Source organism: Microcystis sp. M061S2 (genome assembly GCF_020245605.1).
GTDB lineage: Bacteria > Cyanobacteriota > Cyanobacteriia > Cyanobacteriales > Microcystaceae > Microcystis.
Genome location: NZ_JADBUP010000054.1, coordinates 1 through 18,234, shown reverse-complemented (window position 1 = coordinate 18,234; position 18,234 = coordinate 1). Strand labels below are relative to the sequence as shown.

The 18,234-nt window shown below is 43.9% G+C and carries 13 protein-coding genes and 2 pseudogenes; 2 read left to right on the top strand and 13 right to left on the bottom strand.

What is annotated here, in order from left to right; genetic code table 11:
• Positions 1 to 373: 373 nt before the first annotated feature.
• From IM475_RS10055 to IM475_RS10035, 5 genes are all read right to left on the bottom strand, one after another.
• Positions 374 to 631 (bottom strand): hypothetical protein, encoded by a 258-nt coding sequence (locus tag IM475_RS10055; protein ID WP_287660074.1) that lies wholly within the window; start codon positions 629 to 631, stop codon positions 374 to 376.
• 45 nt (positions 632 to 676) lie between these two features.
• The gene (locus IM475_RS10050; RefSeq protein WP_287727446.1) at positions 677 to 964 is read right to left on the bottom strand and encodes a hypothetical protein; all 288 of its coding nucleotides are present in this window, start codon (positions 962 to 964) and stop codon (positions 677 to 679) included.
• A 465-nt stretch (positions 965 to 1,429) separates the two neighbouring features.
• Positions 1,430 to 4,135 carry a phycobilisome rod-core linker polypeptide gene (locus IM475_RS10045; protein WP_287660076.1) on the bottom strand — a complete coding sequence of 902 codons (2,706 nt, stop codon included), beginning with the start codon at positions 4,133 to 4,135 and terminating at the stop codon, positions 1,430 to 1,432.
• A 174-nt stretch (positions 4,136 to 4,309) separates the two neighbouring features.
• Entirely contained in the window at positions 4,310 to 4,648 is a 339-nt protein-coding gene (gene cutA / locus IM475_RS10040; protein ID WP_287727445.1) for a divalent-cation tolerance protein CutA, read from the bottom strand.
• A 151-nt stretch (positions 4,649 to 4,799) separates the two neighbouring features.
• Positions 4,800 to 5,507 (bottom strand): Crp/Fnr family transcriptional regulator, encoded by a 708-nt coding sequence (locus tag IM475_RS10035; protein WP_287660078.1) that lies wholly within the window; start codon positions 5,505 to 5,507, stop codon positions 4,800 to 4,802.
• A 55-nt stretch (positions 5,508 to 5,562) separates the two neighbouring features.
• On the opposite strand from IM475_RS10035, the gene IM475_RS10030 reads away from it, so the two are divergent.
• A complete protein-coding gene (locus IM475_RS10030; protein ID WP_287727444.1) occupies positions 5,563 to 6,762 on the top strand; it encodes an acetate and sugar kinases/Hsc70/actin family protein in 1,200 nt (399 codons plus the stop codon).
• 38 nt (positions 6,763 to 6,800) lie between these two features.
• On the opposite strand, the pseudogene IM475_RS23135 reads toward IM475_RS10030, so the two are convergent.
• The 5 genes and pseudogenes from IM475_RS23135 to IM475_RS10010 all read right to left on the bottom strand — a co-directional run.
• A pseudogene (locus IM475_RS23135) lies at positions 6,801 to 6,943 on the bottom strand (type II toxin-antitoxin system HicB family antitoxin); the annotation flags it as partial.
• A 136-nt stretch (positions 6,944 to 7,079) separates the two neighbouring features.
• On the bottom strand, positions 7,080 to 7,589 hold the full coding sequence (locus IM475_RS10025) for a hypothetical protein (protein WP_002800758.1): 510 nt from the start codon (positions 7,587 to 7,589) through the stop codon (positions 7,080 to 7,082).
• Positions 7,590 to 7,596: 7 nt separating this feature from the next.
• Complete coding sequence (locus IM475_RS10020; protein ID WP_287727443.1) at positions 7,597 to 8,196, bottom strand: bZIP transcription factor; 600 nt, start codon at positions 8,194 to 8,196, stop codon at positions 7,597 to 7,599.
• 60 nt (positions 8,197 to 8,256) lie between these two features.
• Complete coding sequence (locus tag IM475_RS10015; RefSeq protein WP_287727442.1) at positions 8,257 to 12,243, bottom strand: magnesium chelatase subunit H; 3,987 nt, start codon at positions 12,241 to 12,243, stop codon at positions 8,257 to 8,259.
• 452 nt (positions 12,244 to 12,695) lie between these two features.
• The gene (locus IM475_RS10010; RefSeq protein WP_287727441.1) at positions 12,696 to 13,052 is read right to left on the bottom strand and encodes a pentapeptide repeat-containing protein; all 357 of its coding nucleotides are present in this window, start codon (positions 13,050 to 13,052) and stop codon (positions 12,696 to 12,698) included.
• Between the two features lie 822 nt (positions 13,053 to 13,874).
• On the opposite strand from IM475_RS10010, the gene IM475_RS10005 reads away from it, so the two are divergent.
• Entirely contained in the window at positions 13,875 to 14,750 is an 876-nt protein-coding gene (locus tag IM475_RS10005; protein WP_287727440.1) for an N-acetylmuramoyl-L-alanine amidase-like domain-containing protein, read from the top strand.
• On the opposite strand, the gene lpxC is transcribed toward IM475_RS10005, so the two are convergent.
• From lpxC to IM475_RS09990, 3 genes and pseudogenes are all read right to left on the bottom strand, one after another.
• The gene (gene lpxC / locus IM475_RS10000) at positions 14,747 to 15,559 is read right to left on the bottom strand and encodes a UDP-3-O-acyl-N-acetylglucosamine deacetylase (protein ID WP_287727439.1); all 813 of its coding nucleotides are present in this window, start codon (positions 15,557 to 15,559) and stop codon (positions 14,747 to 14,749) included. The genes IM475_RS10005 and lpxC overlap by 4 nt on opposite strands.
• 92 nt (positions 15,560 to 15,651) lie before the next feature.
• A complete protein-coding gene (locus tag IM475_RS09995; RefSeq protein WP_502865570.1) occupies positions 15,652 to 17,637 on the bottom strand; it encodes a BamA/TamA family outer membrane protein in 1,986 nt (661 codons plus the stop codon).
• Between the two features lie 361 nt (positions 17,638 to 17,998).
• Positions 17,999 to 18,234, bottom strand: a pseudogene (locus IM475_RS09990) (Hpt domain-containing protein); the annotation flags it as partial.

The window sequence follows — 18,234 nt, the reverse complement described above, 5'->3', positions numbered from 1 at the left end:
AAGGCGGTTTTTATTAAAAAATCATTAAATTTAACTAATGTCTAGTTTTTGCTATTTGTCAAGGGGGGAACTGCGTTTTTTTGCTGTTTTTCTTGATTTTTTGCCCAGCTATTTATCACTCAATTTTGTTAACGGTTTCAGGATTATAGAAACCGAGGTAATTTTTGTCAAGTTAACCATCAGCCGTCGGTCGTCAGTATTTAGGAGTCAGTCCCAATGAAAAAATTTTCACCACCAGAGATGAAAGAGGTTTCCTTCCCTACACCCCACACCCTCTTTCAAATCAGGAGACAGCTTTTTATTGACTCTCCCCCGCAACGCGCACGAAGTGGTCTCCCCTCTCCCCTTCTCCCTACTCCCCAACCCCTAACCCCTAATCCCCATAGACCAATTTAGATGTCGAGCGAGAACCATAATCGCTAGTTCCCGATTGCTTGAAACGTTGACCTCGGGTTGTATTCAAAGAATAAGCGATAGCGATCAATAAAACTAAAGCTAGAAAGTGAGGTTTGCTGACTTTTGTTTTTTCGAGGTTATATCCTCCCGTTTGACAATCTTTAAACATCGCCTCAATCCCGAATCTGACTCGATATAAATTGAGCGTTAACTCCAAAGATTTTAGGTTAGTCAATAAATACCAAGGCTCTTGATAACCTTTACTTCGATAGCCTCTTTTTCAATAAATTGCCAGATTAAAACTCTCAATCTTATGACTTTTTGTGTGGGTAACTACTTGAAAAAGATTTCGAGTTACCCAGTTCGTTTCTAACTCTGAAAGAGCTTGATAGTTTTCTCTATCTTTCAATTGCGTGTAAGTATTTTTCTTTTGACGCAGAATAAAAGCTACACCTCTATCCTCTGGGTACTTATCTAGTTGCACTCCCTGAAATTCACGGTCTCCCACCGCCTGCTTCAGTTTTCGGAGTTTTCTTCTTTGCTCTCGATTTTTATTTTTCCCGCTCAACTCTAGCTTGACTATCTGTTTGATTAGGGGAAACCACAATAGTTTCACGTTTAGTTTCGGAAGTTTGAGAAATCTCTGCGCATTTCTTCTTCTGCTTTCAAAGGTGATTGGTTGCGGGAAAAGAGCGGCTAGTTTCTCTAGTTGGACTGTCCGATGACTTTTTAAGAGCAGGATTAGTATCTGTAAGGTCAAATAGCTTGCTTCGCGCTCGATTGGCCTGTAAGCAAGCCTGATAGAATGAAGGTAAGATTTTAAATTTTTGAGTGGTGTGCCTAACCACTCTATTTCTTTAAGGGGACATTTGGCTAGATACTAGGCTCTGTCTAGCTTGTAGCTCGTCTGTCACCCCTTGAAGGAATTTTCCTAACCGCTTGCGAACCTAGGTCTGATGGGTTAGCTTTGGGATACTAAACTAAAAAAAGCTCGTGTCGAACACGAGCTAAATTAATTAACTTCAAGGACTAATTAGCCACCGACCTTAACTACCGGTTTAAAACTGGGAACAACCAGTTCACTATCCTGTTTGGTCAGCTTATTGTATAAGCGTTCCGTATTGGGGAAATTAGCGGCCGGTAGAGTCGGGAAACGACGATAGGGAACAGTATCTTCACCAAATAATTGTAGGTATTCCATGCTATTGACCATGGCACCGATAAAGGCTTTTAATCCCTTAGTTGCCAGAATTTGGTTATATTTCTGGATTTCTTTTTGATTCAAGGGAGCGCGACCTAAGAAGTGCTTAGTTCCCAATTCAATTACTTTCGTATTCGGATAGGGAGCATAAAATTCTTTCAGGTAAAGATCCGAACCACCTAAACCCTCAATAAACTCTTTCACCGTGATCTCAGCATTGCTTAATTTACTCTCTAAAGCAGTAAATTCGGCATTGATGATATAGGGTTCGAGATCCCGTTCAAAAATCTGACGATAGGCGGCGCGAACAGTATTTTGTACGGCAACTTTATCCAGATTAGTTAACAGTTTAAAGATCTTAGTTTGTTCCCGTTGAACCGTGACACCTTGACCGACACGGGATTGAATATCGGGTTCAGTGCGAATCGAGACCGAAGGTGTACCCAATTCAATAAAGCGCGGGGTTTCCTCTTTATCAACTCTTTGGCCGATATCTTCGCGGAGATTACCCAAACGCACCATCCGTAACTGCATCCCTTGGGGAGTTAGATAGCGCTCGTAGGGAACCGTATCTTCGCCAAAAGCTTCCGTATATTCGGGACTATCGATAAGAGCATCGATTAAAGCATAGAAGCCTTTTTTCGAGCAGATATCGAAGTATTGATTCATTTCCTGACGACCGTAGGTGGGACGACCGAGCAGACGACGGTGAATATATTCGATCGCTTTCACCACATAGAGAGGAGTCCAGTAGATTTTCCGGAAAGTCTCGGATTTAGCTAGGGTTTTGATAAACTCGCGCAGAGTAATATCGCCATTTTCTAACTTAATCTCGGCCACGGATAAACGCTGACCTTCGTAGGGCATTCGACCGAAAACCTGACGATAAGCCGCTAAAATCACTCTTTGGGTGGAACTTTCGCCAAATTTAACGCTTACCCCATTACTAGAACCGGGTAACTCGTTATTGAGACGAAAAACTTTCGGTCCCAAAGTACCGGGGAATTCACCTCGGGCGCTGGGGTTGCTATTTTGGTTATTAGTCGCCGGTCCACGGTGGATGAGGATACGTTTGGTATCTTTACCGAAGGGAGCGGGACTAGAACTAGGTTCGCGGGTTTCTTTCGGGAAAATTGCCCCAAATTGGATTTCTAGGGGATCATTTCCAGAACCGTAAACGTGCTGATCCGGTAAGGGGCGATCGTATTTAGCAAAGGTGGTGATAAATTGGGGAACTTTGCGGAAAGGTGCGCTGTAGTTAAACAGGTCGATCTGCATCCCCCAGTTACGACATTCCTGCGCTTCTGCACCCAAACCCCGGAGATAGGGAACGGTTTCTTCGCCGAAATAGTCAGAATACTCCTGAGAATCCACTAAAGCATCGATTAAGGCCGCTAAACCGCCGCTAGAGACGATCGAGAAGTATTTCTGTACTTCTTCCCGGGAGGAAGGACCGCGACCGAGGAAATGACGGAAAGCCAATTCTAGGGCGCGACTATTGATAAAAGGTTCAAAGAACTGTTTACGATAGAGAGGCGATTTACCGAGACGACGGACGAATTCTTTCATCGAGATGTCGCCGTTTTTCACCTTCGATTCTAGGTCAGAAATCGACTGACTATAGGCGCGAGTGATGTCCCGTTCAAAAATTTGTCTGTAGGCGGCCTTGATAATCGAAGATTTTTCTGACTCCGATAAACCGGTTTTCATGACAAACTTTTGCCGTTTTTCGGCGGCGTTGTAGTAGCTTTGGGGAAGACTTAAACCCTGTTGGTCACTACTGGGACGCTGACGCAGTTTATTAGAGGGGGTGGGGGCTTTTAATTCCCCCAGTAGGATATTGAAATAGTCACTGATTAAAGTGGCCGCATCCTTGTCTCTTTGGAAATACTCGATCGAAGCAGCCCGCATTTCTTGCAGGGCCACGATGGTGGCATCAATGGAACAGGCATTTTCGAGAACTTCCCTTAAACCGCGGGTATTAACGATCAGGATACTGGTATCACCAGCCACGATCGCATAGGTAATGTAACGCAGGAACCAGGATAAATCCCGGAGGGACTTCTGCATATTGCTCGGACCGTAACGAGAGACGTTAATCGGTCGGAATCCGGGGGGAATTGGGCCGCTAGAGGCGAAAATCCCTTTTAAGCCACCGAGAAGGCCACCACCGCCACCAGACCCGCTTTCAGCGTAGGTAACGGTTCCTAATTTCATCCCTTCCTGGACGTTGATAACTTTACCCGCACCCACCAGGGCCAATTCTTCCACGGGGGGTTTTTCTAGGTAGGCCATGGGGGAACCGCCGGTAAAAATCCGGTTAGCTGCCCGCGAGACGATCAGATCGGAGTTCCGGGTGAGGGTTTGGGCAATATCTAAGCGCTTGCTCCCCGATTGGAAGTAGGCGATCAGTTCATTGAGTTCGGGTTTATCGAGAAAGCGATCTTGTTGTTCTGCTTGGGTAATGGCAGATACCGGGACGGTTTGATAGAGTTGGGGACGCGCTAAGGAGCTGCCACCGCTTGCCTTAAGACTCATTGGATTTTAACTATCTCCCTTGACGATGTGCTGAGTTCTCCAATCGTGGAGGCGATCGGTCTTAAAACCAGATGTTTAAACATTTAATCAGCATCTAGATTAAAACTTTTTGCGCTTCCTGAGATAGTTTATTAAGAATTATATAGATTTTTTTCGCTAAACTTACCGATCGGTCTATTCCGACACCCTACCCGTATGGGAGGCTAACCAGTCTAAATAGGTCTGAGAACCCGCCACAATCGGTAAAGCGACGATTTCTGGGACTGCATAGCTATGAAGTGCCTGTATCTTCGCCGATAACTGCTCAAACTGCGTTAAATCGGTTTTGATCGCTAATTGCCATTCGCGCTCGTTTTCAATCTGTCCCTGCCAACGATAAATGGAACGAATCGGGTAAATACTGACACAAGCTGCCAAGCGCTCGTTAAGTAAGGCGATCGCTAAGTTTTCCGCTTCCGTTTCGCTGGTTGTTGTCACCAGCACCACTGCAAAACCGGTTAATTTTTCAGTCATAAGTAGTCGTGCAAAATAAATTTCCTAGTGAAGATAGGCAAAAGGCAAAAGGCAAAAGGCAAAAGGCAAAAGGAGGAATAGATAATCAGTCTTTAATAACTGGATTTAGTATGATAACCGATAACTGATAACTGATAACTGATAACTGAATTTAGGCGATCGCTTTTTCTAAAGCGGCCAGATCGGGAATAGAGAGAGACTCCTGCTGTCGTTGAATCAGGCCTTTTTTCTCCAATTTGGTCAAGGATCGGGTCACGGTTTCCCGGGCCAGTCCACTAATACTACTCAATTCCCGGTGAGGTAAATTAGGAATTATCGCACCCTGACCGCTTTTTTCTCCTTGACCTTCGGCTAAAAAGAGTAAAGTATCGGCGACTCTGGAGAGACTATCGGCCTCGCGCAAACGTAAACGCCGGTTAAGCTGACGCAAACGCTTGGCCATTAACTGAGAAAGACGAATTCCCGCTAAAGGCTCCGATTTGAGCAGATTAACAAAATCTTGAGCGGGAATACTGCTAATTGTGGCCGTGGTTAAGGTGATAGCATCAGTGGAGCGGGGAGATTCTTCTAAAGCGGCCATTTCTCCGACTATTTCCCCTTTACCGAGGATATTTAAGGTGACTTCTTTGCCATCCATATTGTAAGTACGAATTTTCACCCAACCATCGAGAATAAAGTAAACCGAACCACCCCAATCATTTTCTAATAAAATCGCCCGATTAGCAGGATGAGTGCGGGTGACAGCATGAGAAGTAACTTGATCGAGGGTTTCAGGGGCCAAACCGACCAATAAAGTGGCTGTATCTAATAATTTTTGAATCTCTGCTAATTTTTCCGCAGGATATCGTTTTTCTTCCATGGTTTAATATTTAAATTTTGTTGGTTTTAGGCAGGTGATTCTACAATGGAAAGTTGTGGGTATTTTTATTTATCTAGTGACCGATAAACAGGATTTTTCCTCTCTACTGACCGAGATCGATCGGATTCTTGCCAAGGTGATTTCGTCTCTAGTTGACCCGCAAGAAGTTACTTCCGGGACAATTATCGCCACTCGTCAACATTTAGAATCGGCCAAAGCGCTGCTTTCTCCCTTATTATTCCCCGATCGAACCCCTGAAGTTGCCCGTTGGTCCCTGGGAATGGAGGTACAACCACCAGGGGTGAAAATCGTTTTTTTTCGGGAAAGCCAAGGACTGATCGATTTTTATCCTCTTTCTTGGAGTCTGGCAACGGGAACAAGCGATCTCTTACCCTGCTCTCAGGTGGAAGAATATCTAATTAACTGGCTATCTAATCGGGATTTTAGCACCGATTCTTGGCTCTGGGAAGCCCTAGAGCGATTAGAAGCTATTATTATCACCGATGACGGGGAAACCCCCACGGATGACCTAAAAAAAGCCCTTCTCACAGCGCAACTAATACCCCCCGATTGTCTCTCTAGTCTAGAAACAGCGATCGCTACTGCTCTGGCCTATATTCCCACTAGCGACCAACCTCAACCCCAAACCCTACTGGTGATCGAAGGTAAACGAGAGACTACCACTTTAGCACTGCTGGAAGTCCCACCGCAAACTTGCTCTTTATCCCGTCAAGCGATCGCTCTAAGCCATTTTAACTATGGGGAAAACACCTATGAACAGGCCATACTCTCTCAGTTAATTTATCCTCTCTGGCGTTCTTTTTTGCCGTTTTCGCTCTCCGATCTCACCGATACTAATCCCTTAAAAAAATCTTTACTGGCAGCCGCTAGATTAACCAAATTAATCCTCCAAGAAGAAAGCGAATTTACCTCCTCTCTAGCCGGTCATACTTGGACTGTCAGTCGCAGGGACTTAAATAAGAAGGTGATTGCACCATATCTAGATAATTTAAAACAGAAAGTTAATGATTTGTTAGAAAAACAGCAAAAAAGTCTTAAAGATATCGATCGAATAATTTTTAGCGGTAATTTTTTCTTGACTATTTGGCCCTATTTCTTAACAGAAATTCAGCAAGAATTTGCTGGCTGCCATCTAGAAGCCCCCAACCAAGAGACCTTCTCACCAGCAATCATGGGTTTGGGTCGTCTCTGTTTATTTTCGGATCTTAGAGGTCAGAAGGTCAATAATGCTTAAAAAATCGCATCGCCGCAACAATTTACGGGGATATTTTTTTATCTTTTAGAAAACATGGGAATATCTTTTTTATCACTAAAATAAACTGTCTCTATCCAAATTCGCTCGCTTCTTCAATATTAATAATCCCTTCCTCTAAAGTTTTACTATGAGTCATACATCCGGGTAAATCGGGAATTAGTTTTTCCTAGACAAAAATGGTAGTAAATTACTAGGTCGGTTTGAGGCTACGAAACCCGACAAGCCGACAGAAACCCTCTTAATCCTTTTTTTTGCTGAATAAAATGCACAACCGGACTAATTTTTGATTATAACGATTAAATAGGCTTGACTAGATCGCCAACTTGAGGATTTTCAAACGGTAGTCTTTCTCCTAATTTATCAATCATTGATTTTAACTCTCTTTCTCTCTTTGATTGTAACTCTTTCTTTGCTAAGTATTCAATTCCAGAAGGAGTCAAGGGAGGGATATAAGATAATTCAGACAATTCTCTAGGTTGCAGCAAATGATATTCTCTGATCAAATAATAAAGTTTATTTAAATCTATGTCTGGCTTTTTGTCTGATTCTATAATAGATATTTTATCTTGAACCAAAATAATTCTTCCCGTACCTCTTACTAATTCGAGAAACCCTAAAGATTCTCCCGTATTAGGGTCTATAATTTCTTCCTCACTTATCCCGTATATCAATACTCGGCGACCCACTTGAATTCTATTTCGTTCGCCTCGATTCATGACTAATCGATACGGATCAAGGATATTAACTATCTGGGCGGGGAATGTACCTTTAGGCGATAATAATGTCGTTTCAGTTAGGTTTTCCATGTTTCTTCTAGGGTTGACCGGTATTGAAATTTCTAGGAATGCTAGGCTTGATGATTATTTTTTCAATTAATTTGGGATCGTTTCCATCTAGGGCATCGATAATATTTTGATAGTTAGGATACGGCTGATTTAGAATAGCTTGTATTTTTCCATCATTTTGGATCACGTTTACGAAACCTATTGCAATTAAATTTTCAAACCCGTCATCATCCGTGTAGTAGAAAGAAATATAGATATCATACGCGAATAAATCTGATGCTTCCAGTAAGCATAGAATATTATTATTTGCATCCTTTTGAACTCTTAGAATTTTAGGGATAATGCGCTGTTTAATTTCAGTCTCTAGCTTTTGGTTTACCTCCTGAAGTTGCTTAACTTCTGCCTCTAATTTTTGCTTCTGTCTAAGAAGCGTGTTAACAGCACTTAACAAAGTGGCTATAAACAGTAGGGTGAAGAAACTGACAATAATTACTAGATCTAGAGGAATAGAAGTATGGTCGGGATAACGAATTAAAGCAATACCTCCTAAAAATCCAAGAAGACCGAGTAAAACTCCTTGAATTTCGTTAAAACTAGACCAAATTAACCCCCAAAAGTTATTTTTCATGTTTGTTCAAAACTCAAGAGACCGGTGATTAGCCAGTCTCTCAAGTCTTATCTATCTATTCTACTCGATTCCTTCGATACGGTCCTCCACTTCTTGATAAAGTTCCTGTAAGCGGTCTAAATTCTCTTGAGAAGTTTCCCAGTAACCGCGACCATTAACTTCTAGCAGGGTTCCCACCATCTTGCGGAAAGAATTAGGATTGAGATTCATTAGACGCTGACACATTTCCTCATCTTGAATAAAAGTGGTGTTCACATCTTCATAAACCCAATTATCCACCGCATCAGCAGTTGCCGACCATCCCATCGTATTAACCAAACGCTTCGATAATTCTCGGACTCCTTCGTAACCGTGACTTAACATTCCCTCGTACCATTTGGGATTGAGTAACTTGGTGCGGGTATCCAAGCGCACGGTTTCCGATAAAGTACGCACCTGAGCGTTAGCGGTAGTAGTATCAGCAATATAGGCCGCCGGTTTTTTGCCATCATCGCGTAAACTAGCCACAACTTTTGTCGGGTCCGAGTCGAAATAGTGGGAAACATCGGTTAAACTAATCTCGCTAGAATCCAAGTTTTGGAAAGTTGCCTCCGCAGTTTTTAAAGATGCTTCAAACAACTGACGATTATCGGCCATCATCCCCGGATTATCAGAATCGAAAGCAAAACCCTTGCGGTTGAGATACATATTCTGTAACTCTTTTTCATCTTCCCAACTGCTATTTTCCACCGCGAGATTAATGTTAGAAGAATAAGAACCAGAAGCATTAGAAAAGATGCGGGTGGCTGCCTGTCGAACCGTTAAACCCATTTCTTTTGCTTGTGACCTAGCGTGTTTACGGACATAATTCATCTCCATCGGTTCGTTTGCTTCCGCAGCCATTTTTACCCCTTGGTCAAGCAAATTCATCTGATTGATAAATAAATCCCGGAAAACACCAGAACAGTTGACCACCACATCAATGCGCGGTCTTCCTAACTCCTCTAGGGGAATCAATTCCAGTTTATTCACCCGTCCCAAAGCATCGGGAAGAGGACGAACCCCCACCATCCAGAGAATTTGTGCTAGGGATTCCCCATAGGTTTTGATATTATCCGTTCCCCAGAGAACACAAGCGATAGTTTCAGGATATTTACCGCCATTATCCAGTTTTTGCCGTTCTAACAGACGATCCACCACGATTTTAGCCGATTTTACCGCCGCTAGGGTCGGGATAGACTGGGGGTCTAAAGCGTGGATATTTTTACCCGTTGGTAAAACTCCGGGGTTACGGATGGGGTCGCCACCAGGACCGGGAAGAACGTATTCCCCTTCCAATGCTTTTAATAGGGCCCCCAATTCATTATCAGCACAAATCTGTTCTAAACAGAATTCTAGGTATTCAAACAGGGGTTTTAACGCTTCCGAATCAACTTGTGGATAACCCATCGACCGTAAAGTTTCGATCCAAGGCGATCTTTTGCCTATATTCAAGAAATTCAGCTTAGAAAGCATCGATACCCGACCTGACCCGTCGGTTTGGGACTCGACTAAAGCAACAACGGCAGCGCGAGTCGCTAGGGTGATGTTTTGCAGTAATTCCACATCCTCTAACACACCTCGATCGCTATTGCGATAAACTTCCTCTAGATCCCGGCCGATGCTGTTAGCAATAATCCGGGGTAAGGAAAGTAAATCGTCCTCTTCCCGGTCTAAACTGGCAATATTGACCAAAGTTGCCACCGCTTCCAGCGCCGAGGGGGGTTTCCCAATAACGTGCAGTCCGCAGGGAAGCAAGCGCGATTCAATTTCCATCAGTTTACGATAGACGGAACCGACGATATGATCCCGTTCCTCTTGACTGAGATGGGCGGTATCACTATCAGGTAAACTTATATCTTTGTCGAGATTGACTAAGCGACATTTATCGACAATGGTGTTGACAATTTGTACCCCGCGCCCACTATCTTTTAGGGTTTGGTAGGAACCGATCAACTCGCTGAGTTCTTTTAACCCCTTGTAAAGTCCAGCATTTTCTGCGGGAGGAGTGAGATAGGAAATAGTTTCCGCATAACTGCGACGTTTAGCGATCGTGGCTTCGCTGGGGTTATTAGCGGCATAATAGTAGAGGTTGGGAATCATCCCGATGAGGTTATCGGGGTAGCATTCTCCAGACATTCCCATCTGTTTCCCCGGCATAAATTCTAGGGAACCGTGGGTGCCAAAATGAAGAACCGCGTCTGCTTTCCAGACTTGATTGAGATAGGTATAGTAGGCTGCAAAACCGTGGTGGGGACTAGCAGAACGAGAAAAGAGCAGACGCATCGGATCCCCTTCATAACCGAAGGTAGGTTGAACCCCAATAAAGACGTTACCGAACTCTTTCCCGTAGATTAATAGATTTTGTCCATCACTGTTGAGATGTCCCGGTGGTGGTCCCCAATTTTCCTCCAAACGGACAGAATAGGGGGTTAAGCGTTCGTATTCAGGCACAGACATCCGATAGGCGATATTTAGCTCCGGACTATGGTACTGTGCGGTGGCATCATGGATTACCGCTGCCATCAGTTCTTGGGGAGATGCGGGTAAGTCTTGCAAGTCATAACCGTTATTTTGTAAAGCTTGCATCACCTCGTAGATAGAACCGAACACATCTAGATAGGCTGCGGTTCCCACATTGCCTTTATCGGGGGGGAAACTAAACACAGTGATGGCGACCTTTTTATTCAGTTTCGGTTTCTTTCTTAGATTAGCCCATTTTAGCGCCCGTTGAGCGATCGCTTCTACCCGGTCCTGTAAAGCGATCGCTTTACCTGTGGCTCCATCCCGGCCTGATAAGATAATAGGTTCGATCGCACCGTCTAATTCGGGAATAGCAATCTGTAGCGCTACTTGAATCGGGTGTAAACCTAAATCGCTTTCTTCCCATTCCTGAGTAGTTTGGAAAACTAGCGGTAAGGCGCACATATAGGGACGATTGAGACGTTTTAAGGATTCTATCGCTTTCGGATGATCTTGTCGCGCTGGACCCCCGACTAAGGCAAATCCTGTCAGGGAAATTACTATGTCAACGATGGGAACGGCTGCTACTCCTTTTAAGCTTTTATCCCAGAAGTATTCTTCTACGGGTTTGGAAAAGTCTAATCCCCCAGCAAAAACAGGAAGTACTCGCGCACCCATAGACTCGAATTCCTGCACGAGAGCGACATAATGAGCGTCATCACCAGTAACGAGGTGAGTTCTCTGTAAAATTAAGCCAACACAGGGAGCCAAGGGGTCTTTGAGGTCATCGGGAATATCACTGCGGTTATTGTACCAAGTGAAGTATTCTTTGACATCCGACCACATTTTCATCGATAAAGGATGCCAGATACCCATATCCGGATAAACTACCGGTTCTTTATAAACTACACTGTCATCCTTGTTATCAAAGACGTACTTATCGGCCAACATTAACAGGAAATTCTCTAAATTTTCTGCGGAACCTCCTAGCCAATACTGGAAACTTAACATAAAGTTGCGTGCGTCCTGAGCTTTTTCCATGGGGAGGTATTTCAGGACTTGCGGTAAAGTTCGCAATAACTTTAACATCGCGTCTTGGAAACCAGCGCCAGAGTTTTCCCTGCGCTTTTTCATGAAGTTAGCGATGACACTCTTAGACTGTCCCAATTGTGCCATGGAAAAGCTGCCTAACTTATTTAAGCGCATTACCTGGGGCATAGAGGGAAAGACAATCGCCGCGTCTAATTTATCCCGATGGGGACTGACAGCGGCCACAACTTTATCGGCTAAATCTTCGATAAAGATGAGAGAAGCAATGAAAATATTAGCCTTGGCTACATCCTCCTGAAAATTGCGATAATTTTCCCCATCGCGCAGTTCTTCGATTAAATAACCACTAATTTCGATCGCTAGTTTCGGGTTGTTAGCGTTGATTTCCCTGACCGCACTACTCAGCGCACTTTGGTACTGAGGTTCTAGCACGACATAGACCACCTTGACCAGCGATCGACCATTCAACGCGTCAGGAACTATATGACGAATGGTGGACTTGACGTGAGTGAACATATATGATGGTTCTCCTTATGATTGCTGAGTCTGGTTTTGAGGGCGATCATCATCTGATGACGATCGCCCTTTGTTTAAGGTATTTAGATATATGTTTCTGTTTTGTATCAGAAAATGTAACCCAAGTGAGTATTTACTCTGGGTTTTGACACAATTCGATAAATATCTTGCCATATTTTGTAACAGATGGTAAAGAGCTTTCTGAGTAACTGCTCAAGCTTTTCTTTACAAAAATTAATATTTAATCTATTGACTTTTTTAATAAAAAGTGGTGTGGAATAGCAACTCGGACGAGATTTCGCTGTTATAGTCGTTTCCAATAAGTTTGAGACAAGCGTTGCCGATTCAAAGAATGAGTTGATTGCTAAAAGCTCTGAAAACTGGTTGAGAATTTTGCCAAATCATACCGCTACTCAGCAACGCCAGATTTCGATCGAATGCTTCAGAAATGATTAACGATCTCTGACAATAAATTCCCAGCCTTCGGGCATTTTCGTACCTTCCAGGTTAGCACCGAGCAGGTCAGCATCGCTCAGGTCAGCACCCATCAGGTCAGCATCCCTCAGGTCAGCATCCCTCAGGCTAGCACCGATCAGGTTAGCACGGCTCAGGTTAGCACCCCTCAGGTCAGCACCGCCCAGGTGAGCACCGATCAGGTTAGCACGGTTCAGGTCAGCACCGACCAGGATAGCACGGCTCAGGATAGCACGGCTCAGGATAGCACGGCTCAGGTTAGCACCGCTCAGGTCAGCACCGCTCAGGTCTTTATCACCCCGCATCACCTTCCTTACATCCAATCGATTAGCCATAGTCTTCTCCTTAATTTAGGGTATATGAAAGGATTAATTCAACGAGCAGACAGTCATAGACAAGGTTCTCTGCTGATTGCTACGTCTTTTGTAATGTAATGTACTACAACAATCTATAAAAATCAATGATGGGAAAAGTCAGAAGCCCATTAGAAGTAATGCAATGAGACAGATGTTTAGGAATCAGGAAAATGACGAGAATGGCATCCGTCAAATCTTCAAACAAGCTTAGATCGAGTGACGGATTTTATCAACCAGCGACCGCGAAAATCCTTTGACTATCGCACGTCTTAAGTACCTAGACTTAGGAGTTAAGTGTACTATTAAAAACGGATTTAGTATAACTAGGTTAGAGGTTTACTCAAAATTGTGTCAATGACTGATACTAAATCCAGTTATTAAAAACTGATTATGTATTCCCCCTTTTGCATGAGTAGAAAAGGTGTTTCTCCGAGAAACCCCTTTTCTGTCTCGGAATTGATCATTGCTAATTCAATTCCATCGTCTCGGAGTCTCCCCAAAACGAAACCCTGATAACTCACCATTAAGATAATTACTATATGTAGGTAGGCGTTAAAAATTATCAGATGCCCCCCTTATTAAGGGGGGATTAAGGGGGGATCCCCCCGCCTATCGGCACCCCCCTTATTAAGGGGGGCAGGGGGGATCGAACCTAAAATCCATTTTTAATTTAATTATAACCACCTACTTATGTAGTAGAATACAATGAGAAATACCAGTTAAACCCAGCAGATTATAACTCTGACAGTTAATGTGTGTTAGTAGGTGATAAACCCTATTATTTTCAGTAATCGATCGACAATGTTTTTTAATTGGATAACTTTACCCTATTTATTAATTAATCCTGTTTTAATTCCCTTGAGTATAGCTCGATCGGAAACTATTCTTGCTCAAGAAGTCAGCGATCCTAATTATAAAAAACTGGTGCAGTACGCTCAAAATCAACAACTCGATCGCTTACCCATGGCTGATATAATCCAGAATATCGCCACTCAATTTTTAGGAGCAAAATATCAAGCAGGATTACTCAATCGCTCGGCAACAGAAAAATTATTTATCTCTTTAAAAGAGTTTGATTGTGTCCTATTTGTGGAAACAGTTCTCGCTTTGAGTCACAATTTTGCTTTAAAAAATTATCAGTATTCTGCTTTTAGTCAGCAGGTTTTAAATCAACGTTATCGCCACGGTATTCTCGACGGTTATTGTAGTCGTCTGCATTACTTTTCCGATTGGATTAATGACAACCAAGAACGAGGTAATGTAGAAAATATAACTCAAAAATTAGGGGGAATTACTCTTAACAAAAAGCTCAACTTTATCAGCAAAAACCGCCCTCTATACCCCCAGTTAAAAACTCAAAATAATTACGATTGTATTCAACAGGTAGAACGGCAATTAGAAAGTTTATCCTTAACCTATATTCCCACCCCTAAGATTAAAGATATTTACCCACAACTACAAGCTGGAGATATTATCGGTGTCGTGACTAATATCCCTGGTTTAGATACCACCCATACCGGTCTAGTTTATCGCTTTCCCGATGGCAAAATTGGCTTAATTCATGCCTCTCCTGCTGGTCAAATTACCATTGCTAAAGACCTAGAGAAATATATCACTAAAGTTGACAAAGCCATCGGTATTTTTGTAGTTCGTCCCCTTGATCCAAGAAATAATTAACCCTGAATTGCTTTAGCTAATTGAACGTGCAGTTTATGACTGGCTTTAAAAGCCATGTAATGAGCGGTGGGAATGGTTCCCAGTAAACTCAAATCACCAATTAAGTCCAATAATTTATGTCTTGCTGGCTCATTATCAAAGCGTAAAGGAGGATTTAACCATTGATTTTGATCGCAGACTAAAGCATTTTCTAAACTGCCTCCTTTAATTAAACCAGCCTTTTGCAGATATTCAATTTGATCGGCAAAACCGAAAGTACGGGCAGATGCGATCGCATCTCGAAAACTTTCTTGATCAGGACTCCAACTATACCATTGATTACCGATCGGTTTATAGGTAAAATCGATCCCGTAGGTAAAACGTAATTCAGGGGAAGGAATCGCCGCCACAAAAGCATCTCCTTCGTACAACCAAATCGGTTGAGAAATAGTTAAATCTGATGGAGAAAAAGAGTTATCTAAACCAGCATTTTTGATCGCTTCTACCCAGATTTTGGCCGAACCATCGAGGAGGGGAATTTCCGCACCATCCACCTCAATGCGAGCATCCTCTACCCCCAAAGCGGTTAAGGCCGCTAATAAATGCTCAACGGTTCTAACTTTTGCTTCTCCTTGTCCCAATTCCGTTGATAAAGTCGTTTGGTAAACCGAAGAAACTAGAGCGGGAATAATCGGTTGATTGGCTAAATCTCTGCGGACAAAATAACGTCCTTCCCCGGGGTTTGCCTCACAGACGCGCACCCGTGTCATTTCCCCTGAATGCAGGCCAATTCCCGATAATTCAAATTGTTTAGCGATAGTAGAAACCATAATTGTTAAGCAGTAAAGCTTTTATCCGTGAACAACAAAAAGAACTAAATTTATCGATAACTGATAACTGATAACTGATAACTGATAACTGATTAGAATCGTTCCCCGATACCGAAATGGAGACGAGAACCACCATCGACATTAAAACCGTAGTCAACCCGAATTTGGCCGACGGGAGATTGTACCCGAACACCTAAACCGTAACCGAGACCGGTACCGGGTAAATCCCGGACAATCCCGGGTTGACCGGGGACATCGCCTTGGGAACCAACAGTAGTGCCGAAATCGACAAATAACGCCCCCCCAATAATTGCTACTATGGGAAAACGATATTCGGCCGTCGCTTGGAAATAACTGCGACCGCTACCCACTTCCCCCTCAGCGTAACCCCGTACAGAGTTACTACCCCCCACAATAAAAGCATCGTAGGGGGGTAAATCGCCTAATACTGTCCCTGCTTGCACATTAAAAGCGAGGGATTGCTGACCTTTAAAAATATCGGTTTCAAAGAGATTAAAGGAATTAATAAAGCGAACGGGGATAAAGTAACTGTAACTACCCCGAACACGAGTGCCGAAAATACTGCCAGAACCGACCGGAATAGTTTGTTCTAAACCTAGACGCAGGAAAGAACCACTGGTGGGCTGCAGGGGATTGTCGCGAAAATCTCGAATAGCGCCAATATTTAGGGAAAGTAGATCATCAATCCCAGAGGAACTAAAAGCCAGTTGTTGACTGCCAAAATCGTTGAGAGGTGCAGACAGGGAGGAGATGTCACCATTGGCATTTTGCACCTGTACCTGTTGATAGTTAAAGCCTAGGGAAAGCACCCATTTTGGTTTCGTAAACACATCGGCGGCCAAAGGACGGACAAAAGTAATACCGCCACCCGTCCGGACGATACGGGGACTATCATTATCGTTCAGCGTCCGAATCGAGGAATTTTCCCCATCATAAACCAGAGAAATCGACTGTCGCCGGAAAACGTTCACCGTGTAGGAAGTGCGGAAATTATCCGTGGCAATCCAAGGATCGGAAAAACTCAGATCGAATAAAAATTCCCGTTCCCCTAACTGGAATTCTGCCCCTAAAGTTTGGTTATTACCGCCAAAATTGCGCTGTTGATAGCTAACAGTCCCGAATAAGCCCGCATTCGAGCTAATACCACCCCCAGCGGCTAGGGAACCGGTATTACCTTCCACCACATCGACGTTAACAATCACCTCCCTTGGGTCGCTGCCAGGAGAAAAAGACAGACGCACATCCTCGAATAAACCGAGACCGAAAACACGCTGTAAATCCTGTTGGGCCGTATTGCGGTTAAAAATATCCCCCGCTTTTAGGCGCATTTCCCTAGTAATGATAAATTCTCTGGTTTTACCCTTGACCGGTTCCTGTTCGACGTTAAAGTAGCGTACTTGAATTTTTTCGATTAAACCTTCGGAAATGACCAGAATCACGCGACCATCGGGAGTTACTTGCGGCGCACCGATCACCTGGGCCAGATCATAGCCGTTTTTGCTGTACCAGTCATTGATTTTTTTTACCCCCGCCTGTAATTCCCGCAAATTCAGGGTTTTGCCGTATTGACCGGCGAAAATTTCCTCGACCACGCCGGCAGGTAAAATCGATTTGTCCAGGGTTTCCGGGGCAATTTGAATCTGTACGCCCTGAAAAACGGGGTTAGCTTGCACCTCGAAGGTGACTCGCACCCCTAGGGGCGTATCTTGGGGAACTGCCCGCACATCGGCAAAAAAGCCCGTGGCAAAAACGGCGTTAATATCTTCTTGTAGTTGGGTTCGAGTCGTGCTGCGTCCGGGTCGGGTGCGAATGGTATTATAAACTAGATTTTCTAATTCTCGATCGGCCCCCTGTACTACCACTTCAGCCACCAAAACCCGCGACTCCTCCGCCGGCGCTGGTGGGGCCGTTGTCGGAGTTTCCGGGGGGGTTGGGGTTTCCGTCGGGGTTTCCGGCGCTGGTGCCACGGGTGGAGTAGTTTCTGCCGTCGCGGGAGGAGACTGTACTAGCTGCTCGACGCGGGGAAAAACCGTTTCTGGGGGTTCTTCTTCGGCCATTACCGTCCCGTGAAATAATCCGAAAATAGCCAGCAGCAGGGCCAGCGAGGAGTATCGCCTCGAAAAATTGAGATTTTTAAGCACTTCCACACACCCAGTAACACCATTATGGTTTTGTTTGTTTTCTCTGCCCGAGAAATTTAACGAACGTTAAAACTCTAGCAGATCGCTTACTCTCAGTAAATCCCGGCTTGACCGGTGACTCAAGAGATGCTGCCTCAGGTCTGATATTTGTCAGCCGTCAGCATTAAGTTTTTATCTTGCCATATCTTAGCTTTTTCTGGTTTGGCTCTATCCCAATTCACCATCGAGGATTATTGCCACCTCGGTTGGCGCACAATTAGTTACGTCGGGGCAGCTGTTAACGTCTCGTTTGTAATAACTGTACCAGTTGCGAGACCTGTTGGCGATTGAACATTTGCAGCAGGGTACTAGCTACTAATTCCGGTTCCAGGGTAATCAGGATTTGTGGTAATTTGGCGGTGGCTAATAATTGCAATTCTTGACTGACGGTGATTTCTTCCCCGCGACCCCATTCTAATAAATCACTAGCTTGTTTTAATTCTTTAATAATAACCGGAGCGAGAGTACGATAGG

Coding starts and splice junctions, on each gene's coding strand:
- IM475_RS10045 (WP_287660076.1), bottom strand. CDS start 4,135: ATGAGTCTTAAGGCAAGCGGTGGCAGCTCCTTAGCGCGTCCCCAACTC.
- cutA (WP_287727445.1), bottom strand. CDS start 4,648: ATGACTGAAAAATTAACCGGTTTTGCAGTGGTGCTGGTGACAACAACC.
- IM475_RS10035 (WP_287660078.1), bottom strand. CDS start 5,507: ATGGAAGAAAAACGATATCCTGCGGAAAAATTAGCAGAGATTCAAAAA.
- IM475_RS10025 (WP_002800758.1), bottom strand. CDS start 7,589: ATGGAAAACCTAACTGAAACGACATTATTATCGCCTAAAGGTACATTC.
- IM475_RS10020 (WP_287727443.1), bottom strand. CDS start 8,196: ATGAAAAATAACTTTTGGGGGTTAATTTGGTCTAGTTTTAACGAAATT.
- IM475_RS10015 (WP_287727442.1), bottom strand. CDS start 12,243: ATGTTCACTCACGTCAAGTCCACCATTCGTCATATAGTTCCTGACGCG.
- IM475_RS10010 (WP_287727441.1), bottom strand. CDS start 13,052: ATGGCTAATCGATTGGATGTAAGGAAGGTGATGCGGGGTGATAAAGAC.
- IM475_RS10005 (WP_287727440.1), top strand. CDS start 13,875: ATGTTTTTTAATTGGATAACTTTACCCTATTTATTAATTAATCCTGTT.
- lpxC (WP_287727439.1), bottom strand. CDS start 15,559: ATGGTTTCTACTATCGCTAAACAATTTGAATTATCGGGAATTGGCCTG.
- IM475_RS09995 (WP_502865570.1), bottom strand. CDS start 17,637: ATGGCCGAAGAAGAACCCCCAGAAACGGTTTTTCCCCGCGTCGAGCAG.